Genomic DNA, 21,346 nt, shown 5'->3' with positions numbered 1-21,346 from the left:
GACAAACCCATAGTTAATCAAGAACTCAATGAAGTATTCACCTTGGAGAACAAAGAGCGCTAAATCTTTGCAAGGTTACGAACATTTTATTACTTTTGTAAACCGATGGGAAAAGAAATACCCCGTGTTACGTAAATATAAAGCCCAACGTAATATTGCTTATTTCACCTATATGGACTTCCCTGTAGAAGTACAGAGATGCATTTATACGACAAATTGGATTGAGCGGCTCAACAGAAAGTATAAAAGAACCATTAAGATGAGAGCTGCAATGCCGTCAAGTCAATCGGTTTTATTTCTGTTGGCATCTGTTGCAATGGAAGAAACACAGACTACATATCGAAGGAAAGTCTATCAATGGAGATGTTGGAAAGAGAGTAAATAATTTTGAACAAAATGGAAGATATGGGAAATTATGGTTACACACTTTTTAGGACAATACCCGGTAATTTATACGCTATTGTGCAGCAATCTCTATCAAATTACTTGACGATTTACACGCTATGGTGTAACCATTTATAACGGTTTGATAATGAGCCTATAACGGATTGGGATGTTGATGAGCCGTTATGCCAAATGAATAAACAGGTCTCAAGGATGCTGAAACGGCAAGAAACTTTTCATTTATGTAAGAGAAAAGGCACATATTTGTAGAAAATGAAAGGAAAAAAGGTTATTTTCAACCTTTTTATGTAAATTTGCAAGTAGACTGAAAAGGCCTATGCTGAAGTTAAATCCCAAATGGTCAGCAGACCGCGTATTGATGCTTTTAGATGGCAACCATCGTTTTCCATCTATCTTTCATTTGCTTGTCGGCATCTTGTCTATTGTCTTTTCTCGACGTAGCCCGTCATGCCTTCGACAAGACAACAGCCCATCTGCCCCGCCGTCAAACGGCATTTGTACAAGCGCTAACAACCGATGGGGATTAAAACTGTGCCTGAAACGTGTATGGATAGTCTTGCTGCTATTCGGAACAACGGGGCTATCTGCTAAAAATAGCCCACAAACCCTGCATCTTTTAGACAGTCTTGACGGTGTTTTAAAGCAGCGAAAGGCTATTCTTAACAAAAAACAGGTGGTGATAAACGACCTAAAACGAGGGGTTCATGAGGCTTCAACATCGGGCACATTGACCCTTAAATATGAACAGATTGCCACCGAATACCTGCATTTCAACGGCGATTCGGCCATTGCCTATGCGCAGAAGGCGGTGGAAACAGCACGCAATGTGCAGGAAAGGAAATTGTTTTTGTCGGCACAACTAACGCTTTTGCAGGCTTATACGCGGCAGGGAGCCATGGGAAAAGCCTATGAGCTCATGGGCCAGATAGGCGATATTGCGCAATTTCCGCCTGATATGTGCGAGCTGTATGCCAACATATTGCTTGACTTCTATATGCGTTTGTCGGGAAACAACAGCATCAAATATCATCCCAATCCCGATGCGAAAGCGGCGTGGAAAGCCTATTCCCGCTATTTAATTCCGCATTCAGCCGACTATTATTACTATCAAACCATCTGTCTGTCGCAACATTATGACACAATTAGAGGCCATCTTGAAGCGTGTTTCGCAGCCTTCGTTCCTTGCAGCCAAGCTCTATTTTGCGCTGGCTGTGCAGTATATGCAGCGGGGAAACCGTGAGAAAGGCTATCAAAACTTGTTGCTCTCGGCCATCAACGATGTGCAGATGGCCAACACAGAAATGATGTCTTTGCTCTATTTATTGCAGACTCCGCTCATCGAATGCAATCTCCATCGCGCCTATTCCTACATGCAAGTGTGTGCCGACAACGCCATTCGCTATCACGATATGCAGCGGGCATTGAAGATAGTAGAAATTCAAAGCACCATCAACAAGCGTTTGGAGGAACAGCGTCAGCAGCAAATCACCATCTTGATTGTGGTGGCTATTCTTTTCTTTGTTGCGCTGATTGTGAGCCTGATAGAGAGTCTCATCATTGCATCGCGGGGCAAAAAGCTCAAAAAAGTGATTGAGAAACTGAAAATATCCTATCAGAAACAGTCGGAATTGACGGAAGAACAACAACGTTTCTGTCAGCAACTGCAAGCGGTGAACAACCGAATCAGCAATCGTGCGCATGTTTATCGGCAAGATTTTTTGAATGTTTACCGACTCATTTCGACCTATATTTCGATAGAAAAAAATATACAAAAGGAAGTGGTTAATCTGCTGAAGGTTCATCAAATCAATAAGGTGATGCGCATGTTCGACTCGCATGAATACATCGAAGAGCAGCTTAAACAGTTCTATACGCATTTTGACCATGCTTTTTTGCGCATGTATCCCGATTACATTCGGCGCATCAACAGGCTCATTAAGGTTGAAAATAGGTTTGACGAACAGCGGGAAAATCTCACAACGGCACTCAGAGTGTATGCACTAATGGTTTTAGGTGTGACCGACAGCGTGAGGATTGCTGCCTTTTTGCATCTCTCTTCGCAAACGGTTTATAACTATCGACTCAAGATGCGACGCTTTTCTGCCATTGGAGAAAAGGCTTTTGATGAGGCCGTTTGTCATCTTTATGACCATAAGGGAGTGGCTGATGAAAGTCCTTTTGAGCGCTGATGAAAGTTCTTTTATAGTTGATTGTGGGCTTAAAGAATGGCAGCAATCTTACGAATTTTAGCCATACGTGCCATAAATAAATGGTTGCGCTGAGACATTACGATGTCATATCTTGTCTGTAATCTGAGTAATGGCTCGGCATCAATATCCAAAGCCTTGGCTATAAGCAAGGCGGTTTGTGTATTGATAGGGCGTTTGCCATTCAAAAGTTCATTGAGTTGTGTATAAGAAATACCGATTTCTATAGCCAGTTGGCGTTGAGAAATACCACGAAATATAATCTCGTCCTTTATGATTTCTCCCGGATAGGTGGGGTGTAGAGGCGCTATCTTATTAGCCATCCATTTATTTTTTTTCATATTTGCTTATTTATAATGATTCGACAAGTCTGTAATATTGCAGATAGAAGCTATCGTCTCGCCGAATTATTTTTGATGTAAAGATAACATTTTTCACTCTATTCACAAAATGATGAGTATACATATTTATATGCGATGGAGGATAAATGGTAATTGATGGAATAAGATTTTGCTATTTTTTCTTGTCCCATCTTATGAGGATTTGCTGTTTCTTACCTTTCAAAGTAGATTGAAAGGCTTAAAAAGGAGAGGCGAAAAACTTACTTTTTTATATTTTTTTAAAAGGTTAATCTTTTGATTTTCAACGAATAATGTGTTTTAAGGACTTACTCATTTGCTTTACTCGCGGGTGGGGTGTATTTGATATTCTGTTATATTTGCAAGCACAAACTTTTTTCAGCATATTAACTTCTATATTTTAAATAAGATGAAATCATTACTACTCACCTGTGCCGCACTGATTTGTTCGGGCGCACTCATGGCACAAAAGGCTCCGCAATTAAGAGCCGACAACATTGAAGATGTGCTCAAGGCAATGACACTTGAAGAGAAAGCTAATCTCGTGGTGGGTGTCGGTATGGGCGGTTTCTCCGATAAACCTGTTATCGGTTCAACTGCAAGTATCGTTCCAGGCGCTGCCGGAACCACCAAACCTATTCCACAATTAGGTATTCCTGCCATTGTTTTGGCCGACGGACCGGCCGGCGTTCGCATCAATACGCAACGCCAATTTGATCACCATTATTATTATGCTACACACTTTCCAATCGGCACTTCGTTGTCGAGTACGTGGAATTTGCAACTTGTTCAGCAAGTAGGAAACGCCATGGGAGAGGAAGATAGAGACTATGGTGTGGAAGTACAATTAGCTCCTGCGCTTGGATTAATGCGCAATCCTTTATGCGGAAGGAACTTTGAATATTACAGTGAAGACCCCGTTTTGTCGGGCAATATTGCTGCTGCGTATGTGAAAGGTGTGCAGGATTTAGGCATCGGGACATCTATTAAGCACTTCGCTTTCAACAATCAGGAGACACAACGCATGGGAAATGATGTGCATGTTAGCCAAAGAGCCGCACGTGAACTCTATCTTAAGAATTTCCAAATCTGCGTTGAAAAGGCACAGCCTTGGACCGTTATGTCGAGCTATAACTTGGTAAACGGCACGATGACAAGTGAACGTCGCGACCTCTTAACAACTATTTTGCGTGACGAATGGGGCTTTAAAGGACTCGTAATGACCGATTGGTTTGGCGGAATGGACCCTGTTCGACGGGGTAAAAAGGCCGATCGCGTGGCCAATATAATTGCCGGAAACGACTTGATTGAGCCCGGAACGGAACAAGATTCGAAAGAGATTGTGGCGGCAGTGAACAGTGGAAAACTCGATATTAAATACTTGGATACCTGCGTTCGGCGCGTGCTTGAGTTGGTTGTTAAGACGAGAAGATTTGTGGGTTACGCCTATAATAATCAGCCAGATTTAGTGAAACACGCGCAAGTTACGCGGCAGGCTGCGGCAGAAGGCACGGTCTTGTTGTTGAACAAGCACATGCTTCCCCTCACAAACGTGAAGCATGTGGCGCTCTATGGCAATGCAAGTTATGACCTGATTGCCGGCGGAACCGGTTCAGGAAACGTCAATAGGGCCTACACTATCTCATTGGTTGAAGGCATGCGCAATGCAGGTTGCCACGTAGACGAGACGGTTATCAATCAGTATAGTCCCTATTTGGATGAATATTATAAGAAGAATCCCAAGCCCGGACCATTGGATTTGCGTGCGCTTGTGCTGCCCGAAGAGATGGAATTAGACGTTACTCCCGAGCAAGTTGCACAGAATGATGTGGCGATTGTCACGCTTTCTCGTGTGTCGGGGGAGGGGAAAGACCGCACCGAATCGCACTATAATCTTACGCAAAAGGAGCGGGATTTGTTGCAAAAGGTGTGCAAAGCCTATCATCAAGCAGGTAAGAAAGTGGTTGTTGTGCTCAATGTTGGTGGTGTGATGGAGACTGCTTCGTGGAAAGATCTGCCCGATGCTATCTTGCTTCCTTGGCAATGTGGGCAGGAGATTGGCAACTCTATTGCCGACCTTTTGATGGGCGTTTCAACGCCATCGGGCAAACTTCCGATGTCGTGGCCTATTGATATCAACGACGATCCGTCGACAAAAAACTTCCCGGCACACACGGTTGGGTATGACATTGATACTTTTAACCGCGACGCTTCGAAGGATGTGAACGTGAAAAATGTGGGTTATACCAATTACGAAGAGGACATTTACGTGGGCTATCGCTACTATGACACCTTTAAAAAGCCGGTTTCTTATCCGTTTGGTTATGGTCTTTCGTACACCACTTTCAGCTATAAAGATTTGAAATTGACCGACAAAGGCAATCGCATTTTGGTGAATATAACCATCACAAACACAGGCAATCGTGCCGGAAAAGAAGTGGCAGAGGTTTATGTTTCAGCACCTCGTGGCACGGTAGAAAAGCCAGAACAAGAGTTGAAAGCCTTTGCAAAGACCCGCATTTTGCAACCCAATGAGCACGAAACCCTCACGATGGAGGTGAAGAAAGCTGATTTAGCGTCGTTCGTTACGAGCCAAAGTGCCTGGATGGTTGACGCCGGAATCTATACCTTTAAGGTAGGAACTTCGAGCCGAGACATCAAGGAAAGTGCTTCGTTGAAAGTGAAAGCAATGAAGCATAAGGTGCATAATGTGTTGGCACCGCAGGTGAAACTCAACGTATTGACACAGAAATAAGATTACCAACCTAAGTGATATATAAACAATGAACGCAAAGAAATTAATGGCATTCCTGCTCATGAGCAGCGTATTGCCCGTTGCTTCGTATGCTCAGGAAGTGACAAAGAAAGACTCAACCGAGCAACATAAAGAGGTGAAAAACCGCAATGTGATGCTCAATGCATCAAGTGCCGACCAACCAAGGCAGATTAATATCGGTTTGCCTTCATCGCTTTCGGCCACTATTTTCGAGGATAATCTCCCGGTTTCTTATAGCACATGGCCCGACATGCCCTATTTTTCATGGTTTGGTGGTGCCTCTTTCGGCCGCATGGGTGTGATGAGTTTGTCGGAAACAGCGCTGCAATATGGTGCTGTTGGCTATGCTGTGACGAGTCATCATCGTCGCTCTTCTCAAACGATTTGGGGCATAGCGAACTATCAACTCAACCAATTTGGCCGCCAAGCATTTGACGTTACGCTTGCAGGACCTATCGGAAAGGGATTTGGTTACATGGTTAGTTCGCATCAAATTTGGGATCCTGGATCGGCACATTTGCAAGCAGCGCGCCTGCAAAATCGCACGCAAAACTACAAATTGTCCATCGATAAGCATTTCAATGACAACCGGGGTTACTTGCAATTACTCTATCAATATAGCCGCTACACGGGCACATCGTCGGCCTATGCGCCTTTCATTTTCGTGGGAGACGGTAGCGTTAAGAAGTACAACGGCTTCAAATTCGGAACCGATTCCTACTATGGAAACGAGGCATCTTCCTTCTTTTATAAAGACATTAAGACGGGAGAAATCGTGCAAAAGGATTGGAAAGACGGGTCAACAACCGACAATCATCAACTCACTTTCAACTTGGATTATCGCTTTCATGGTGGACAACAGTTGAATGTTTCCAGCAAATTGAAGAGCGGCGACGTGAGTATGGCTATGAATGCAGTGTCGGGAATTGTAAATAATCCTGGCGGATTCTTCTACGCTGACGGCACTCCTTTCACCGGAAATAAAATACAAAACCGCTGGATGATGTATGTTCCGGGCTTCGAACGCAGCTGGATGACGACAGCTATCTTGAGCGGAAAGACCACCAACCAGAAGCATTCGTGGCGCATTGGGGCCAACTTTTGGTGGAGCCGCTCGGGAGTTCAGCAGTCAAACTCTATCATGGCACACGAAGTTAAGCCCGATCCTGCACAGTTATATGTGAGGAATGGCACGCGCCTTTTGCCTTATATGGCGCTCAATCCGGGCACAGGTGAGTATTATGATGGGCATGATGTGAAGACAGCCTTATTCATAAGTGACGACTGGGACGTGAATAAATACTTGTGGATGAGCCTTGGTGCGCGCCTTGAATACAATGCAGTGGGTGGCGAAGCAGCACTCAATCAACCGACAGGAGCCACCTATAATTCGCGCACCATGGGTTGGTCGTTGAAGAGTTTGGGCGTACAACTGAATCGTTTTGCAGGCGATTGGCTCAATCCAGCCCTCACTTATAGCCTTCGTTACAAGGTTTTGAAGGGCTTTGGTGTGGATGGTGAGTATGTATATGTGCGTCAACGACCCAACCTTCAGGACTATGCCGGCGCTGAATTGCCCATCACTTCGCCCGTGAACATCAACATGTTGCGCGGCGGTATCTATTGGAACACCCCTTGGATGAAGTTGGTTTCGCAGGTAAGTTTCATCACACAGACCAATTATAAGAGCCGAACCACCTTCTATCACACCACAGCTTTGGGCACAGAAGAGAGCTTAACCATCCCCATTACGAATAATGTGCAGACCATAGGATGGACAACCGACGCCGTGATTACGCCGTTTAAAGGTGCTGTTTTGCATGCGTTGCTCACCCTTCAGAACCCACAATACAAGAAGTTCCACATCAAAGGAACCTATCCCAGCGGTGCAACGGTCGACGTAAACCTTAACAACAACACCGTAACGGCGATGTCTAAGACGCTCATTGAGCTTGATCCGTCTTACAGTTTCGCCCAATGGAGGGTGTGGTTGAGTTTCCGTTACTTCTCGAAACAATATATCAACAAAACCAACACCCTGCATTTCAACGGCCATTGGGAGTCGTTTGGCGGCATCAACTATGCTTTAAACAGCAAAGTTAACTTTGCCCTCAATGTTGTAAACATCTTCAATCAGAGTGGCGCAACAGGCTCAATCAGTGCCGCTGACCTCATTACTGACACGTCATCCTATAAGAATTATCTCATGTCGGGTTCGTATATCCGGCCTTTTGAAGTATCTTTGTCAACAACAATCAATTTTTAACGCATTAACATTCAGCAGTATGAAAAAGCTATTTTTAAGCACATTGGCCCTATTTTGCTGGGCAATGGCATGGGCACAAGGCCCACAAGTGAAAGTAGAAGGAGGCATGATTGAAGGCACTGACTCATCAGGTGTGAAGATATTCCGCGGCATTCCCTTTGCCGCACCGCCCATTAACAACCTCCGTTGGAAAGCACCTCAGCCCGTAGTGGCGTGGAAAGGCGTGCGATCGGCCAAGGAGTTTGGGGCCAATCCTCTTCAAAAGAATGTTTTTGGCGATATGGTTTTCGGCAGTAAAGCGTTCTCTGAGGACTGCCTTTACCTGAATGTTTGGACGCCCACACGCACCTATCGCGAGAAACTTCCTGTGCTGATCTATTTCAATGGTGGCGGATTCGTGGCCGGATCGGGTTCAGAACCCCGCTATCAGGGGCTCACTTTGGCACGCAAAGGCATCATTGTCGTTACGGCAAACTATCGCGAAAGTGTGTTCGGATTTCTTTCAACCAAGGCGCTTTCCAAGGAAAACAGCAAGGAAAACGGCTATCAAGGTTCGGGCAATCAGGGTTTAATGGATCAGGCTGCGGCCATCAAATGGGTGTATAACAATATCGAAGCCTTCGGAGGCGACCCCAAACGCATCACCATTGACGGCGAGTCGGCGGGGTCAGCTTCAGTGAGTGCGCAGATGGTTTCGCCCATGTCGCGCGGCTATTTCAGCCAAGTCATGGCTTCAAGCGGCAGCCTTATGGGCACACGTCATGTGGCTTCGCTGCAAGAAGCCGAGCAATTTGGCGATGCTTTCATGAAGAAAGCGGGCTGCAAAAACTTAGAAGAGTTGCGCAGAATGCCGGCCGAGAAGCTCCTCGATCTCTATCAAACGGTGGGCTTTCAAACGGCTTGTATCGACGGAAAGTTTCTCGTTGAGCAGCCTATTGCAACCTATGAGAAGAACCAACAGGCGCAAGTGCCCGCATTGATTGGTTTCAACAACTGCGAGTTGCCCGTGACATTCATGCTCGGAAAGGCCCCGACGCTCGAAAATCTGAAGCCTTATGTGCAGTCGTTCTTCAACACCAATCCCGACGATGTGTTGGCACTCTACAACATTCACAGCGATGCCGACATCGTCAATCGGCCGGGATACGAGTTGGGTGGCGACATTTTCATTGCCTATTCCACTTGGAAATGGCTCGACCTGTTGGCCAAAAACAACCCGCAACCCGTCTATCGTTACCTCTATTGTCACGCGCGTCCCGAGATGACCGTGCAGGATAAGCAACCCGGTTTGGCAGGAGGAACAACCGAAAAGAAAGGCAACGAGCCTGCAATGCCGGCTGTTCCGGGAGCCGTTCACTCGGCAGATATTGAGTATGCTATGGGCAATTTGGCCACCAATCCGATGTTTAAATGGAACGCAGACGATTATCAAGTGTCTGAAATCTTCCAGCAAATCTATCTCAATTTCGTTAAAACGGGCAATCCAAACGGGTTGGGACTTCCGCAATGGGATGCCATCAATGGCAAGGAAGTGGCGCCGGTGATGTATATTGATCTGCACACACGGCAAGTGGTTTCGCCCAAAATCGAAGCCCGTTACCGCACCATCGACCGGTGGTTGATGAACAAATAACGCTCAACTGCGGGAGAAGAAGTGCACAAAAAAGCATGAAAGGGTTTGCCGACGCTTCGGCAAGTGTCAAAAAAAGATGTTGAACCTTGCCGAGGTTCCGGCAAACATCAAAAAGAAAATCTGTGACTTGCCGGCGTTTCGGCAAACGAAAAAAAATAAAAAGAGCTTTGCCGATGGTTCGGCAAATGTCGGAAAAAGAAAAAACGACTTGCCGATGGTTCGGCAAACGCCAAAATAATAGGTTGAACCTTGCCGAGGTTCCGGCAAACAAGAAAAAGAAATTTTGAGCTTTTCCGACCGTTCGGCAAACCCAAACGAGACAGAAGCAGAACCCCTTGCACAGGGCTAACGGCTTCTTTCTGATGCGTCCTCGTCTCCCGCTTCGTAAAACATTGCAAAACAATTTGCATGCAATTACCCGACAATTCAACGCAAATTATCCCATAATATGAATGCAATTACGACACAATTCAGCACACATTGCAAGGCCATCGCCGCCTTATCGATGGTTGTTTGCATGAACTTCGGCCATGTCGCGCAGGTAAAAGCGGCGACTGTTGCAACCGAAAAGCCCCGTGTAATCATTACTTGCGACCCCGAACTCGACGACAACAACTCGCTCATTCGCTTCCTGCTTTATAGCACCGACTTCGACATTCGCGGACTGATCTATGCCAGTAGTCAGTTTCATTGGAAGGGAGACGGCAAAGGAACAACGTGGTGGGTGCCCGGAAGAGAGTATGATCGCATTGGAAAAACCACGCCCATGGCGAGCTATCGTTACGCAAAGGACGAACAATTCATCGACGACAACGTGGCCGTTTATGCGCAGGTCTATCCCAATCTCGTCAAGCACAACGCCCATTATCCGTCGCCTGCGCTGCTGAAATCAAAAATCCGCGAGGGCAATGTGGCTTTCGACGGCGATTTTTCGCGCGACACACCGGGCTCGGAACTCATCAAACAGGAGATTATTTCGCCCGACACGTCGACGCTTTTCATTCAGGCGTGGGGCGGATGCAGCACCATTGCCCGCGCATTGAAGTCGATTGAAGACATTTATGGCGCGCAAAAGCACTACGAGGAATGGAAAAACCAGCTGTCAAAAAAGATTGTTCTTTGCATTTCGGGCGACCAAGACGACACCTATGCGCGCTATATCAAACCCTTTTGGCCGCATGTTCGCACGCTCGAAACGGGCGGCATGCAGGTCGATCTCACCTTCTTCGGACCGCTTCGTGCCAATGAAGAGGACAAGGTTTTCTACTCTCCCGAGTGGACAAAGAAGTATGTTCTCAGTCAGGGAGCATTCGGAAAGCGCTATCGTGTGTGGGGCGATGGCAAGCAAATGGTGAAGGACGACATCTTTGATTTCTTCGGATTGTGCTACCTTGGCAAAGAAGAGCTGCAGCGAAGGGGCTACGTTCTGTGGATGCCTTTGCTGCCATCGGGTGGCTTTATCTCCGAGGGTGACACCTTTTGCTATCTCAATCTCATCGACAATGGGCTGGATGCGTGGAAAAATCAAACGTGGGGCGGCTGGGCAGGTGCCAAGGTTGCGATGCCAAAGGATATGAAAGATGCTGAGAAACCGGCCTATGTGAAGCAGCAATTAGGGCTGCCTCGCTTCATGCCTGCCGTGCAAAATGGTTTTGCTGCACGCATGAAATGGTCGACAACACCGCGCTATCAAGACTGTAATCACGAGCCTTCGATTGACGGGCCGGCGCAAATCAGCGTGAAACCGGGGCAGCATGTTTCGGCAAAATTTAAAGTCAGCGACCCCGATGGCAACGCCGTTCAGCTGCAATGGCATCCCTTCCACGTGGGCAATCCGGCCGAAAAGCTGCGCATTGAGCGCGACAACACGCCCTCGCCCATCTTTATTGTACCGGCCAATGCGCAGCCGGGGCAAACCTATCACGCCGTTCTTGAAGCAACTGACAACGGCGATCCTGCGCTGACGCACTACAAACGCGTCATTCTTGAAGTAGAGTAAACCCTTTAAAACGCAACACAATGAAAAAAATAATTCTTTTTTTCGTGCTCGCCATCGGTGGATTTTGCATGGCACAGGCGGCCTCACCAAACACCAAAACCAAGGTGAAGGTGGTTGTTGACAATGACTTTTGCGGCGACCCCGACGGCTTATTCCAACTCGTTCACCAACTGCTTTGCACCACATGTGATATCCGTGGCATCGTGGGTGGGCATCTTTCGGCCAACGCCGGCTTTACCAATCGCAGCGATCAAGCCACGGAATCGTGCGAGAAAGCACGCAAAGTGCTGCAACTCATGGGGCGGGAAGGCACCATAAAGGTGGTTCCCGGTGCCGAGAAAGGTATGGAAGCGGTCAACAAACCGGCCGACAGCGAGGGAGCAAGGCTCATTGTTGACGAAGCGAAGCAATGCACCCAAGACAAGCCTTTGTTGGTGCTTTGTGGGGCAAGTCTCACGAATATTGCCACAGCTCATCTCATCGACCCAAGCATTGACGACAAGATTGTTCTGATATGGATTGGTGGTCAGGAATACACGGGCGTGGGTTCCTATCCGCCTCCGGGCTATTCGCGGGTGGAATACAACCTCAATCTCTGCATTCCTGCGGCGCAAGTGGTGTTCAATCAAAGCCGCATTCGCATTTGGCAAGTGCCGAGAAATGCCTACAGACTGTGCTTATACGGGCTCGATGAAGTGGCTACTAAGGTGGCTACTCACGGCAAAGTGGGGCGTTATCTCTATGATTCGCTCATGCAAACCGTCGGTAAATGCGAGGACTTTGGCCTCAGAATGGGCGAGACTTATATATTAGGTGATAGTCCGTTGGTGTTGCTTTCGGCCTTGCAAACGGGCTTTGAGCAAGACCCTTCTTCATCGTTTTATGTGAACATGTCGGCTCCTCATATCAATGATGACGGCTCTTATGCTTTCAATCATGAGGGACGTTCCATCCGGGTTTATTACCAATTAGACCAGCGTTTGATGTTTGGCGACTTCGAAGCAAAGCTGCTTCGCATGGCACCCTAAATCAATTCGTCGTGTCGTTCATCCTTTAACACAATAAAATTCTATCCTAAACGCAATGAAAAAAAGTTTTATTTTGCTCACAGCAGCAACGCTCTTGGCAGCGACAAGCGGCCTAACCCAGCAGAAATTCAAGGAAACCAAGAAGGGCATCTACACCCTCATCGAACAGAAAGGAGGCCCCACTTTGGGCTATTCTCCTGCGTCGGGCGTGAAGATTTTAACCGTTGGCGGTTTCAAATTCAAGGATTTAAATCGCAATGGCAAGTTGGATAAATACGAAGACTGGCGCCTTTCGTTCGACGAACGCGCAGCCGATTTGGCCTCACAGCTAAGTGATGAAGAGATAGCGGGGCTCATGTTGTACTCCGCACACCAGCAAATTCCGGCAAAATCCACCGGCTATGGTGCTTCCACCTACAACGGAAAGCCCTTTGAAGAGAGCGGCATGAAGCCTTCTGCGCTAAGCGATGCGCAGAAAAAGTTTCTCAAAGACGATTATCTTCGCGCAGTGCTTGTGACGAAAGTGCAAAGCGCTGAGGTGGCCGCCGAGTGGAGTAACAATCTTCAAAGCTACTGCGAAAGTTTCGGACATGGCATTCCTGCCAACAATTCTTCCGATCCACGGCATGAGGTTTCGGCCAATGCTGAGTATAATTATGGTGCGGGAGGCGACATTTCTCAATGGCCAACGGCGCTCGGTTTGGCTGCAACATTTTCGCCGGAGCTTGTGAAAGCGTTTGGAAAAGTGGCTGCAATGGAATATCGTGCATTGGGAATTACGACGGCTTTATCGCCACAAGTCGACATTTCTATGGAGCCAAGATGGACGCGTTTCACCGGAACGTTTGGCGAAGACCCTGCACTTGTGGCCGATTTAAGCCGGGCTTATATCGATGGTTTCCAAACATCAACCGGCAATAAGGTTATCAAAGATGGCTGGGGATATGCAAGTGTTGTTGCAATGGCAAAGCATTGGCCGGGCGGAGGCACGTTAGAAGGTGGCCGAGACAGCCACTATAATTATGGTAAGTATGCCGTTTATCCTACCCATAACTTTCAAAAAGAGATGCAAGGTTTTATCAATGGCGCCTTTAAATTGGCCGGACCGACGAAGAAAGCAGGCTCCGTCATGACCTTTTATAACATCTCTTATGGTCAGGATCCGTCGGGAAAGAATGTCGGAGAGAGCTTCAGTCACTACATAGTTACCGACTTATTGCGTCATCAATACGGCTTCGATGGCATTGTATGTACCGATTGGATGGTGACCAAAGACAACAAGGCGATTGATGCTTTTGATGGGAAATGCTGGGGAGTTGAAAATCTTTCGGAGGTTCAACGCCACTATGAAATCCTCAAAGCAGGTGTCGATCAGTTTGGCGGAAACAATGAAAAAGGTCCTGTTTTAGAGGCGTTTAAATTGGGATATCAAGAGTTTGGCCACGAGAAATGGGCGCAACGCATTCACAATTCGGCGCGTCGTTTGTTGCTTCCTATGTTCGAAACGGGTCTCTTTGAGAACCCTTATCTTGATCCTTTAAAGAGTAAAGCCATCGTAGGAAACCGCGAATTTATGCTCAAAGGTTATCAGGCGCAGGTGAAATCTATTGTGATGGTGAAGAATCATCGCCACACTTTGCCCCTCAAAGACGCGCGAATGAAGGTGTATATCCCTAAGCGTCACTTCCCGTCTGTTACCGATTTCTTTGGCAATAAGACCCGAGATTATTGGGATTATCCCGTTGATTTGAAACTCATGAGCACGTATTATCAAGTCGTTGACACGCCACAAGAGGCTGACTTTGCTCTCTGTTTCATACAAGATCCGATGGCAGGAACGGGCTATAGTCGCGCAGATGCTGAGGCAGGAGGTAACGGATATGTGCCCATTAGCCTGCAATATCATGACTATACGGCCACCGATGCACGTGCAAAAAGCCTTGCAGGAGGCGATCCAAAGGAGGCATTTACCAACCGATCCTATCGGGGAAAGACCGTCAAGACGGCCAATAAAGACGACCTTCTCATGGTGATTGACACCAAGAAAGCCATGGGATCGAAGCCTGTTATCGTAGCGATTACCATCAGCCGCCCTGCTGTTTTTGCCGAGTTTGAGCCCTATTCGGATGCCATTCTCGTGAGCTTCGGCACCGGTAAGCGTCCATTTCTTGACCTTATCAGCGGCAAAAACGAGCCCTTTGGACTGCTCCCTTGTCAACTTCCACGCGACATGAAGACCGTTGAAATGCAAGCAGAAGATCGGCCACGCGACATGATTCCCTACACCGATAGCGATGGAAATCAATATGATTTCGCCTTTGGTCTGAACTGGAGTGGCATCATTTGTGACAGTAGAGTTAAGCAATATAAGTAGAATGACCAACCAACCGTTGGATAAAAAAGAAACAAGATGAAGAAAATACACCTCATTTCGCTCCTGTTGCTTGCTGCTTTGGCAGGAAAAGCACAGACCGATGGCACGCGTTTTATTGATGAATTGATGGCTAAAATGACCCTTGATGAAAAGATAGGACAGCTGAATTTGATGAGCGCTTACGACTTTGTGTCGGCTAAAACGGTAAATGCCAAGGATCAAAACATAGCACTTATCAACCAAGGACAGGTTGGAGCGTTCTATGGTTTGAAAGATATTGACCGCATGAGAAGCCTGCAACAGCTGGCAATGAAGCGTAAAAACAAGATTCCTTTCTTCTTTGGAATGGACGTAATCCATGGCTTAGAGACCACCTATCCCATCCCTCTTGCGATGGCTTCTTCATGGAATCCCGACCTGATTCGCGACTATGCGCGTCACGCTTCCATGGAAGCTACCTCGTTAGGCATCAACTGGTTGTTCTCTCCTATGGTCGATATTGCGCACGATGCACGTTGGGGTCGTGTGGCAGAAGGGGCCGGAGAAGACCCTTATCTCGGTGGAATTATGGCACGATCTTACGTCGAAGGATATCAAGGAACGGCCCAAATCCCGATGCCAATCCATAGTGCTATTGCTTGTGTTAAGCACTATGCGCTTTATGGAGCAGCTGAATCTGGGCGTGATTATAACACCGTATTGATGGATCGTCCGACCATGATGAACCTTTATATGCGCCCCTATTACGAAGCATGTAAGGCCGGAGCAGGCAGCTATATGACCGCTTTTAACGAGTTTGAAGGCGTTCCGGCGACGGCCAATCACTACTTGATTCATGATTTGTTGCGCACGCAATGGCGGTTCAAGGGCTTAGTTGTTACCGACGCAACGGCCATTCAAGAGATGACAGTTCATGGCATAGGCGACCTTCAAGAGGTATCAGCACGGGCATTAAAAGCAGGCGTTGACCTCGATATGAACAGTCAAGGATTTCTCAAAACACTGAAGAAGTCGCTGCAAGAAGGCAAGGTTAGCGAGGAAGATATCAACAAAGCCTGTCGCCATGTGCTCGAAATGAAGTGGCGATTGGGCCTCTTTCAAGACCCCTTTCGCTATCTTAACAAAGACAGAGCACGGCAAAATGTCTACACAACCGAGATGAAAGCCCACAGCAGACGCGTGGCACAAGAGTGCCAAGTGTTGCTCAAAAACGACCAACAGCTGCTGCCTCTTGCTCCCAATAAGCGGATAGCGGTCGTCGGTCCCTTTGCAAACAATGCCGAAGACATGCAGGGTTCGTGGGCGATGTCGTCGCATTCGAAAGAGAGTGTGACCATTTACGAAGGCATAAAAGAAGCGGTTGCCGAGGCCGGAGGCAGCGTAACAACTGCCCAAGGGTCGTGGATAGTGAGCGATTCCCTCACCGAAAGCACCCTCGTCAATGGCCTTTTAGGCTTCTTTATCCCCAACTATAAGCCCGTGGCCGTGCACGAACGCCCATTGAAAGCGTTGATACAAGAAGCCGTTAACGCTGCCAAGGAGGCCGACATCATCGTGGCTTGTCTCGGCGAATCGAATGCAATGAATGGCGAAGGCGCCTCAAGAGCCGACATTTCCATACCTGAACCGCAACGCGAATTGCTGCGTTCACTCAAGGAAACGGGCAAACCCGTGGTATTAGTGCTCACAACCGGACGCCCGTTAACGCTCACATGGGAAAACGATCACATCCCCGCTATCCTGTGTTCATGGAGCTTAGGTGACCAAGCCGGGCGTGCAATCGCCGACGTTCTCTTTGGAAAGGTCAACCCAAGTGGCAAACTGACGATGTCGTTTCCGCGCCAAGTGGGGCAGTGTCCCATCTATTACAACCACAAATCAACGGGGCGTCCGCATCCCGACCATGCCCCTTACCGCAAGTTTACGAGCTGTTATATCGACGTAGTCAACGCTCCGCTCTATCCCTTTGGCTACGGATTGAGTTACACTTCGTTCCAATACACCCCCGTTCAGCTTAGCCATGCCACGATGAACAGGGATAAAGGAAGCGTGGTAGCCACGGTGAATGTCACCAATACCGGCACACGTGAGGGCATGACCACCGTGCAACTTTACATTCATGCGAAGCAAAGCACGAGCACAAGACCTGTGAAGGAGCTGCGTGCCTTTAGGAAAATCAATCTCAAAGCAGGCGAGAAGCAAACCGTCAACTTCACGCTTACGCCCGAAGACCTGAAGTATTTCAACCACGATTTGCAATATGTCTGCGAGCCGGGCAGCTATGATATTATGGTAGGTGATAACTCAGAAAACGTTCAAACGGCCGAACTCAAGGTGCTTTAGCTCCCCAAAGGCCGTTCTATTCATTTCAAAAACCAACACCAGAAAATGAAAAAAGTTATTCTTTCCGCTCTTTTCCTCCTTGTCATTCAAGTTGCAAATGCCTTCACGCTCCATGCGTTGAGGGTGGAATACGAGGAAAATCCAATCGGTATTGACACAACTTCGCCTCGCTTTTCATGGCAAATGTGCGACACAAAGCGTGGTGCCCGCCAAACAGCCTACCAGCTTTGGGTGACCAATCCCGCCGGAAAACAGGTGTGGAATTCGGGAAAAGTCATGAGCAACACGTCGCTCAGCATTCGTTATGCAGGCGAAAAGCTCCATCCCACCACACGCTATCAGTGGACCATCGCCGTGTGGAACGGAGCCAATGAGGTGCAAAAAGCTTCGGCATACTTCGAAACGGGGCTCATGACCACCTCGGATAGCGATGCAAAGTGGGGCGGAGCGCAGTGGATTGGCGCCTCAACAGCAGACGCATACACCTTCTTCAGCCAATATCTGCCCGTCTTTTCGATGGATGTTTCGTTGATGCTCGACCAGGAAACCCACACCCAAGAGGCCGGCTTTTTCTATGGAGCCAATGACATTCGCTTGTTGAATGCCAATAAAAACATCCTCGGCGTGGCCAACAAACCCAACGAATCCTATATAAAAGTGGTGCTCAACACCCGGCCATTAGACCAACATGACAGCGCCCGAATAGAGATTTACCGCGTTGGTTACACGCGCAACGACCAGGCATCGGTGCCGTTTGCCACCGCTAAAGTGCCTACTTCGGTCATCAATCAGGCCAACCGTTATGCGCCCCACAGCATTCAATTATTGTCCATGCACGGCACAACGCAGGTTTATGTAGACGATGCCGCCGAAAAAGTCATTGCTGATCTCAACCTCAACCCCATGGGAAAGGGTGGCGATTATATTTCGTTTCCCTGCGTCGGCGATGTAGGTTTGTATGTGGAAAAGGGCAAACGGGCACATTTTGGCGTGGCCAACATTCGCAATTATCGCTCACCCAACAACGTGATTGCTACCTTTGCCAACGACACGACGATTGTTGCTTCCACCCCGTTCACAACTCCTTGTGAGCACGGTGCACCCCTATTGCGCACGTGTTTCGCACTCAACGACAAGCCCATTGCCCATGCTCGCCTCTATATCTCGGCGCGAGGCATCTATGATTGCTATGTCAACGGCACACTTTTGAGCCGGGATTATTTCAATCCGGGGTGCACACAATACAATAAAACGCTGTTCTATCAAACCTATGACATCACCCCTCTGCTCACAAAAGGGCAGAATGCGCTCGGCATCATGCTCAACGAAGGTTGGTGGAGTGGCGCAAGTACGTTTGCCGGAGAGAACTGGAACTTCTACGGTGACCGCCAATCGGTGTTGGCACAAGCCATCATTACCTATGCCGATGGCACCACAACACGCGTCGTTTCGTCGCCCGACACCTGGCGATACACCACCGAAGGTCCCGTCAGATTGGGTTCGTTCTTCCAAGGCGAGGTGTACAATGCACTGCAAGAAGCGGCCGTTCAAGGTTGGTCGACCGCTGCATTCGATGACCATACATGGAAAAACGCCGTGCAAATTCCCCTCGAAGGCACCATCAGCCATGCACAACCGAGTGGCTTTTTTGCCTGGCCCACGCCCGATAACTATGCCGATTTCAAACTCATGGCGCAGGTGGGGAAGCCTGTTAGACACTTCACTACGTTGCCATCGCAACGTGTTGACCAACCCCGGCCGGGTGTTTTTGTCTACGATATGGGGCAGAACATGGCCGGTGTGCCCCGGATTACCTTCCAAGGGCTCGCACCCGGTACAAAGGTTTACATGCGTTATGCCGAAGTTACCTATCCCAACTTGCCCGAATATCAAGCAAACGTGGGCATGGTGATGATGGAAAACCAACGCGGCGCAATGGAACAAGACATCTATATTGCCAAAGGCGGCACCGAAACCTTCTCGCCTCGTGCCACCTATCATGGCTATCGGTATGTTGAAATCACGGGCATTCCCGCTCCGTTGCCCACCCATCAGGTCGAAGGATGGGTGCTCAGCACGGTCGATTCGATTGCTTCCGGTTATAAAACCAACCACGAACTGCTCAACAGGTTCTTCAAAAATGTCACTTGGTCGACGCTTGCCAACGTGTTAAGCATTCCTACCGACTGTCCACAACGCAACGAAAGAATGGGCTGGTCGGGCGATTTGAGCGTGTTTTCGCCTGCCATGTCTTATTTGTTCAACGGTGCAAACTTCTTCAAACGCCACCTCATTGCTTTGCGCGACACGCAGCTTGACAACGGAAACTTTGCCGCTATTGCCCCCGTTGGCGGCGGTTTCGGCGGACCGTTATGGGCTTCTGTGGGCATCATCATGCCTTGGCAGACCTATCTTCAGTATGCCGATAAAGAGGCTTTGGCAGCCCATTATCCGGCCATGCAGCGCTTCATCCATCTGCAAACCACGAAATATATCGATGCAAAGCAGGGCTTTTACAATTTCACCGATGGCATCGGCTTGGGCGATTGGTTGGGCTTCGAGGTGAATAAGAACGACAATTCACTACTTTTCGACTGCTATTTGGTGCACGAACTCGACATCATGGCGCAGGCGGCAAAGGCACTTGGCCACGCCAACGATGCCCAACGTTACGCCCAAATGCGCGACAAACGCATTCAGTTCATCAACCATCACTATATCAACCGCGCCACCGGGAGAACCGAAGGCTCGGGGTTGGGCGAAGAAAAGCCCAATCCTTTTGGAGGCATGGATGGGCCTAAACGCAAAGGAGTGGCCATTGGTGCACAGACATCTTATGCGCTTCCGTTGGTCTTTCACATCGTTTCGCCCGATGTTCGCCACCGCTTTGTCGACGCTTTCCTGCAAACCGTGAGACGAGAAAGCACGGGTGACGACGGAAAAACCTATCCAAGCCATGCACTGATGACGGGTTTCATTGGCACCGCGTGGCTCAATCAGGCACTTTCTGAATGCGGACACAGCGAAGAAGCCTACAAGATGTTGCTCAACACGCGCTTCCCCTCATGGCTTTATCCCGTCACACAAGGCGCAACAACCATTTGGGAACGCCTCAATTCCTACACCAAGGAAAACGGATTTGGCGGCAACAACAGCATGAACTCCTTCAATCACTACGCTTTTGGGTCGGTAACCAACTGGCTGATGCAGCATTCTCTCGGTATTGCCCGCGATGAAACAACGCCCGGTTTTCAGCATTTCATCCTGCAACCCACACCCGATCCCACGGGCACACTTACGCATGCCGAGGGGTTCTACGACTCCATGTATGGCCGAATTGAAAGCCAATGGGAACAAACCACTCACGAAACGCACTATCATTTCGTGGTTCCTGCCAACACGTCGGCCACGCTCTGGCTCTCCACAGCGGGTGGAAAAGCCATCTATCTCGATGGAAAGCAGGTTGATAAAACAACAAAAGGCGTTGTCTTGGGCTCTGCAATCCGCGATAAGCAATCGCTGAATCTGCCTGCCGGTAGCTATGATTTCGTCGTGAAATAAGCGTTTCTGACAGATGATGTCGGCGGTATTCGTCCGCAAAATGCACCCTTTCGCCTTGTAAACTGCGCCACTTTAGTGAGGAAAATGGCTGAAATTACGCGACGAAATGGTGCATTTTTGCATGCAAAAGCAATGCTTTTATGAAAGCATTTGTAACGGTTTGATAATGAGTTGATAGCAAAGTGGAGAATGGATGCGCTGCCGTTGCAACGAAACGAATGGGAGGATTGCATGCCATTCGGCTGCATGAAAGGGGGCTATTGTGGGCATTAGTGCAATGGACACTTTGCAAATGAAAAGCCGCCACTTCTTGATTTATCGCAATTTTTTGTGCCTTTTTGCGCTTTTCATGGCCTTTTCGGTTCGTGTCTGTTTGGGAAAGTGCTATCTTTGCA

At 48.3% G+C, this 21,346-nt stretch carries 11 protein-coding genes and 1 pseudogene; 11 read left to right on the top strand and 1 reads right to left on the bottom strand.

What is annotated here, in order from left to right; translation table 11 throughout:
• The 3 genes and pseudogenes from HMPREF9431_RS06805 to HMPREF9431_RS06795 all read left to right on the top strand — a co-directional run.
• Window positions 1–385 (top strand): annotated as a pseudogene (locus HMPREF9431_RS06805) (transposase); the annotation flags it as partial.
• A gap of 336 nt (window positions 386–721) precedes the next feature.
• The gene (locus HMPREF9431_RS12945; protein ID WP_004380459.1) at window positions 722–1,645 is read left to right on the top strand and encodes a hypothetical protein; all 924 of its coding nucleotides are present in this window, start codon (window positions 722–724) and stop codon (window positions 1,643–1,645) included.
• Window positions 1,539–2,594: a DUF6377 domain-containing protein gene (locus HMPREF9431_RS06795; protein WP_155812983.1), complete on the top strand. Its 1,056-nt coding sequence runs from the start codon at window positions 1,539–1,541 to the stop codon at window positions 2,592–2,594. The genes HMPREF9431_RS12945 and HMPREF9431_RS06795 overlap by 107 nt, the downstream gene beginning before the upstream one ends.
• A 29-nt stretch (window positions 2,595–2,623) precedes the next feature.
• Here HMPREF9431_RS06795 and HMPREF9431_RS06790 read toward each other — a convergent pair whose 3' ends face one another.
• A complete protein-coding gene (locus tag HMPREF9431_RS06790; protein WP_004380457.1) occupies window positions 2,624–2,953 on the bottom strand; it encodes a HigA family addiction module antitoxin in 330 nt (109 codons plus the stop codon).
• 427 nt (window positions 2,954–3,380) lie between these two features.
• Here HMPREF9431_RS06790 and HMPREF9431_RS06785 point away from each other — a divergent pair, with 427 nt between their 5' ends.
• The 8 genes from HMPREF9431_RS06785 (at window position 3,381) to HMPREF9431_RS06750 (ending at window position 20,951) form a co-directional block, all read left to right on the top strand.
• Window positions 3,381–5,726, top strand: a complete 2,346-nt coding sequence (locus HMPREF9431_RS06785; protein ID WP_004380456.1) for a glycoside hydrolase family 3 N-terminal domain-containing protein — start codon at window positions 3,381–3,383, stop codon at window positions 5,724–5,726.
• A 28-nt stretch (window positions 5,727–5,754) separates the two neighbouring features.
• The gene (locus HMPREF9431_RS06780; RefSeq protein WP_004380455.1) at window positions 5,755–8,013 is read left to right on the top strand and encodes a TonB-dependent receptor; all 2,259 of its coding nucleotides are present in this window, start codon (window positions 5,755–5,757) and stop codon (window positions 8,011–8,013) included.
• 19 nt (window positions 8,014–8,032) lie between these two features.
• Window positions 8,033–9,646, top strand: coding sequence for a carboxylesterase/lipase family protein (locus tag HMPREF9431_RS06775; protein ID WP_004380454.1), 1,614 nt, complete (start codon window positions 8,033–8,035; stop codon window positions 9,644–9,646).
• 448 nt (window positions 9,647–10,094) lie between these two features.
• Window positions 10,095–11,645: a nucleoside hydrolase-like domain-containing protein gene (locus tag HMPREF9431_RS06770; RefSeq protein ID WP_004380452.1), complete on the top strand. Its 1,551-nt coding sequence runs from the start codon at window positions 10,095–10,097 to the stop codon at window positions 11,643–11,645.
• A 20-nt stretch (window positions 11,646–11,665) separates the two neighbouring features.
• Window positions 11,666–12,673, top strand: a complete 1,008-nt coding sequence (locus tag HMPREF9431_RS06765) for a nucleoside hydrolase (protein ID WP_004380451.1) — start codon at window positions 11,666–11,668, stop codon at window positions 12,671–12,673.
• A 55-nt stretch (window positions 12,674–12,728) separates the two neighbouring features.
• Entirely contained in the window at window positions 12,729–15,047 is a 2,319-nt protein-coding gene (locus tag HMPREF9431_RS06760; RefSeq protein ID WP_004380450.1) for a glycoside hydrolase family 3 protein, read from the top strand.
• 36 nt (window positions 15,048–15,083) lie between these two features.
• A complete protein-coding gene (bglX, locus tag HMPREF9431_RS06755; RefSeq protein WP_004380449.1) occupies window positions 15,084–17,390 on the top strand; it encodes a beta-glucosidase BglX in 2,307 nt (768 codons plus the stop codon).
• A gap of 45 nt (window positions 17,391–17,435) precedes the next feature.
• On the top strand, window positions 17,436–20,951 hold the full coding sequence (locus tag HMPREF9431_RS06750) for an alpha-L-rhamnosidase (protein WP_004380448.1): 3,516 nt from the start codon (window positions 17,436–17,438) through the stop codon (window positions 20,949–20,951).
• Window positions 20,952–21,346 lie beyond the last annotated feature (395 nt).

This window comes from Segatella oulorum F0390 (assembly GCF_000224615.1).
GTDB classification, from domain to species: Bacteria; Bacteroidota; Bacteroidia; order Bacteroidales; family Bacteroidaceae; genus Prevotella; species Prevotella oulorum.
The sequence above is the reverse complement of the archived record's forward strand: the minus strand, read 5'-3'. Positions and strand labels throughout refer to the sequence as shown.

What these genes read in the sequence shown, in the direction of transcription:
- HMPREF9431_RS12945 (WP_004380459.1), top strand. Translation starts at nt 722, where the DNA reads ATGCTGAAGTTAAATCCCAAATGGTCAGCAGACCGCGTATTGATGCTT.
- HMPREF9431_RS06795 (WP_155812983.1), top strand. Translation starts at nt 1,539, where the DNA reads ATGACACAATTAGAGGCCATCTTGAAGCGTGTTTCGCAGCCTTCGTTC.
- HMPREF9431_RS06790 (WP_004380457.1), bottom strand. Translation starts at nt 2,953, where the DNA reads ATGAAAAAAAATAAATGGATGGCTAATAAGATAGCGCCTCTACACCCC.
- HMPREF9431_RS06785 (WP_004380456.1), top strand. Translation starts at nt 3,381, where the DNA reads ATGAAATCATTACTACTCACCTGTGCCGCACTGATTTGTTCGGGCGCA.
- HMPREF9431_RS06780 (WP_004380455.1), top strand. Translation starts at nt 5,755, where the DNA reads ATGAACGCAAAGAAATTAATGGCATTCCTGCTCATGAGCAGCGTATTG.
- HMPREF9431_RS06775 (WP_004380454.1), top strand. Translation starts at nt 8,033, where the DNA reads ATGAAAAAGCTATTTTTAAGCACATTGGCCCTATTTTGCTGGGCAATG.
- HMPREF9431_RS06770 (WP_004380452.1), top strand. Translation starts at nt 10,095, where the DNA reads ATGAATGCAATTACGACACAATTCAGCACACATTGCAAGGCCATCGCC.
- HMPREF9431_RS06765 (WP_004380451.1), top strand. Translation starts at nt 11,666, where the DNA reads ATGAAAAAAATAATTCTTTTTTTCGTGCTCGCCATCGGTGGATTTTGC.
- HMPREF9431_RS06760 (WP_004380450.1), top strand. Translation starts at nt 12,729, where the DNA reads ATGAAAAAAAGTTTTATTTTGCTCACAGCAGCAACGCTCTTGGCAGCG.
- bglX (WP_004380449.1), top strand. Translation starts at nt 15,084, where the DNA reads ATGAAGAAAATACACCTCATTTCGCTCCTGTTGCTTGCTGCTTTGGCA.
- HMPREF9431_RS06750 (WP_004380448.1), top strand. Translation starts at nt 17,436, where the DNA reads ATGAAAAAAGTTATTCTTTCCGCTCTTTTCCTCCTTGTCATTCAAGTT.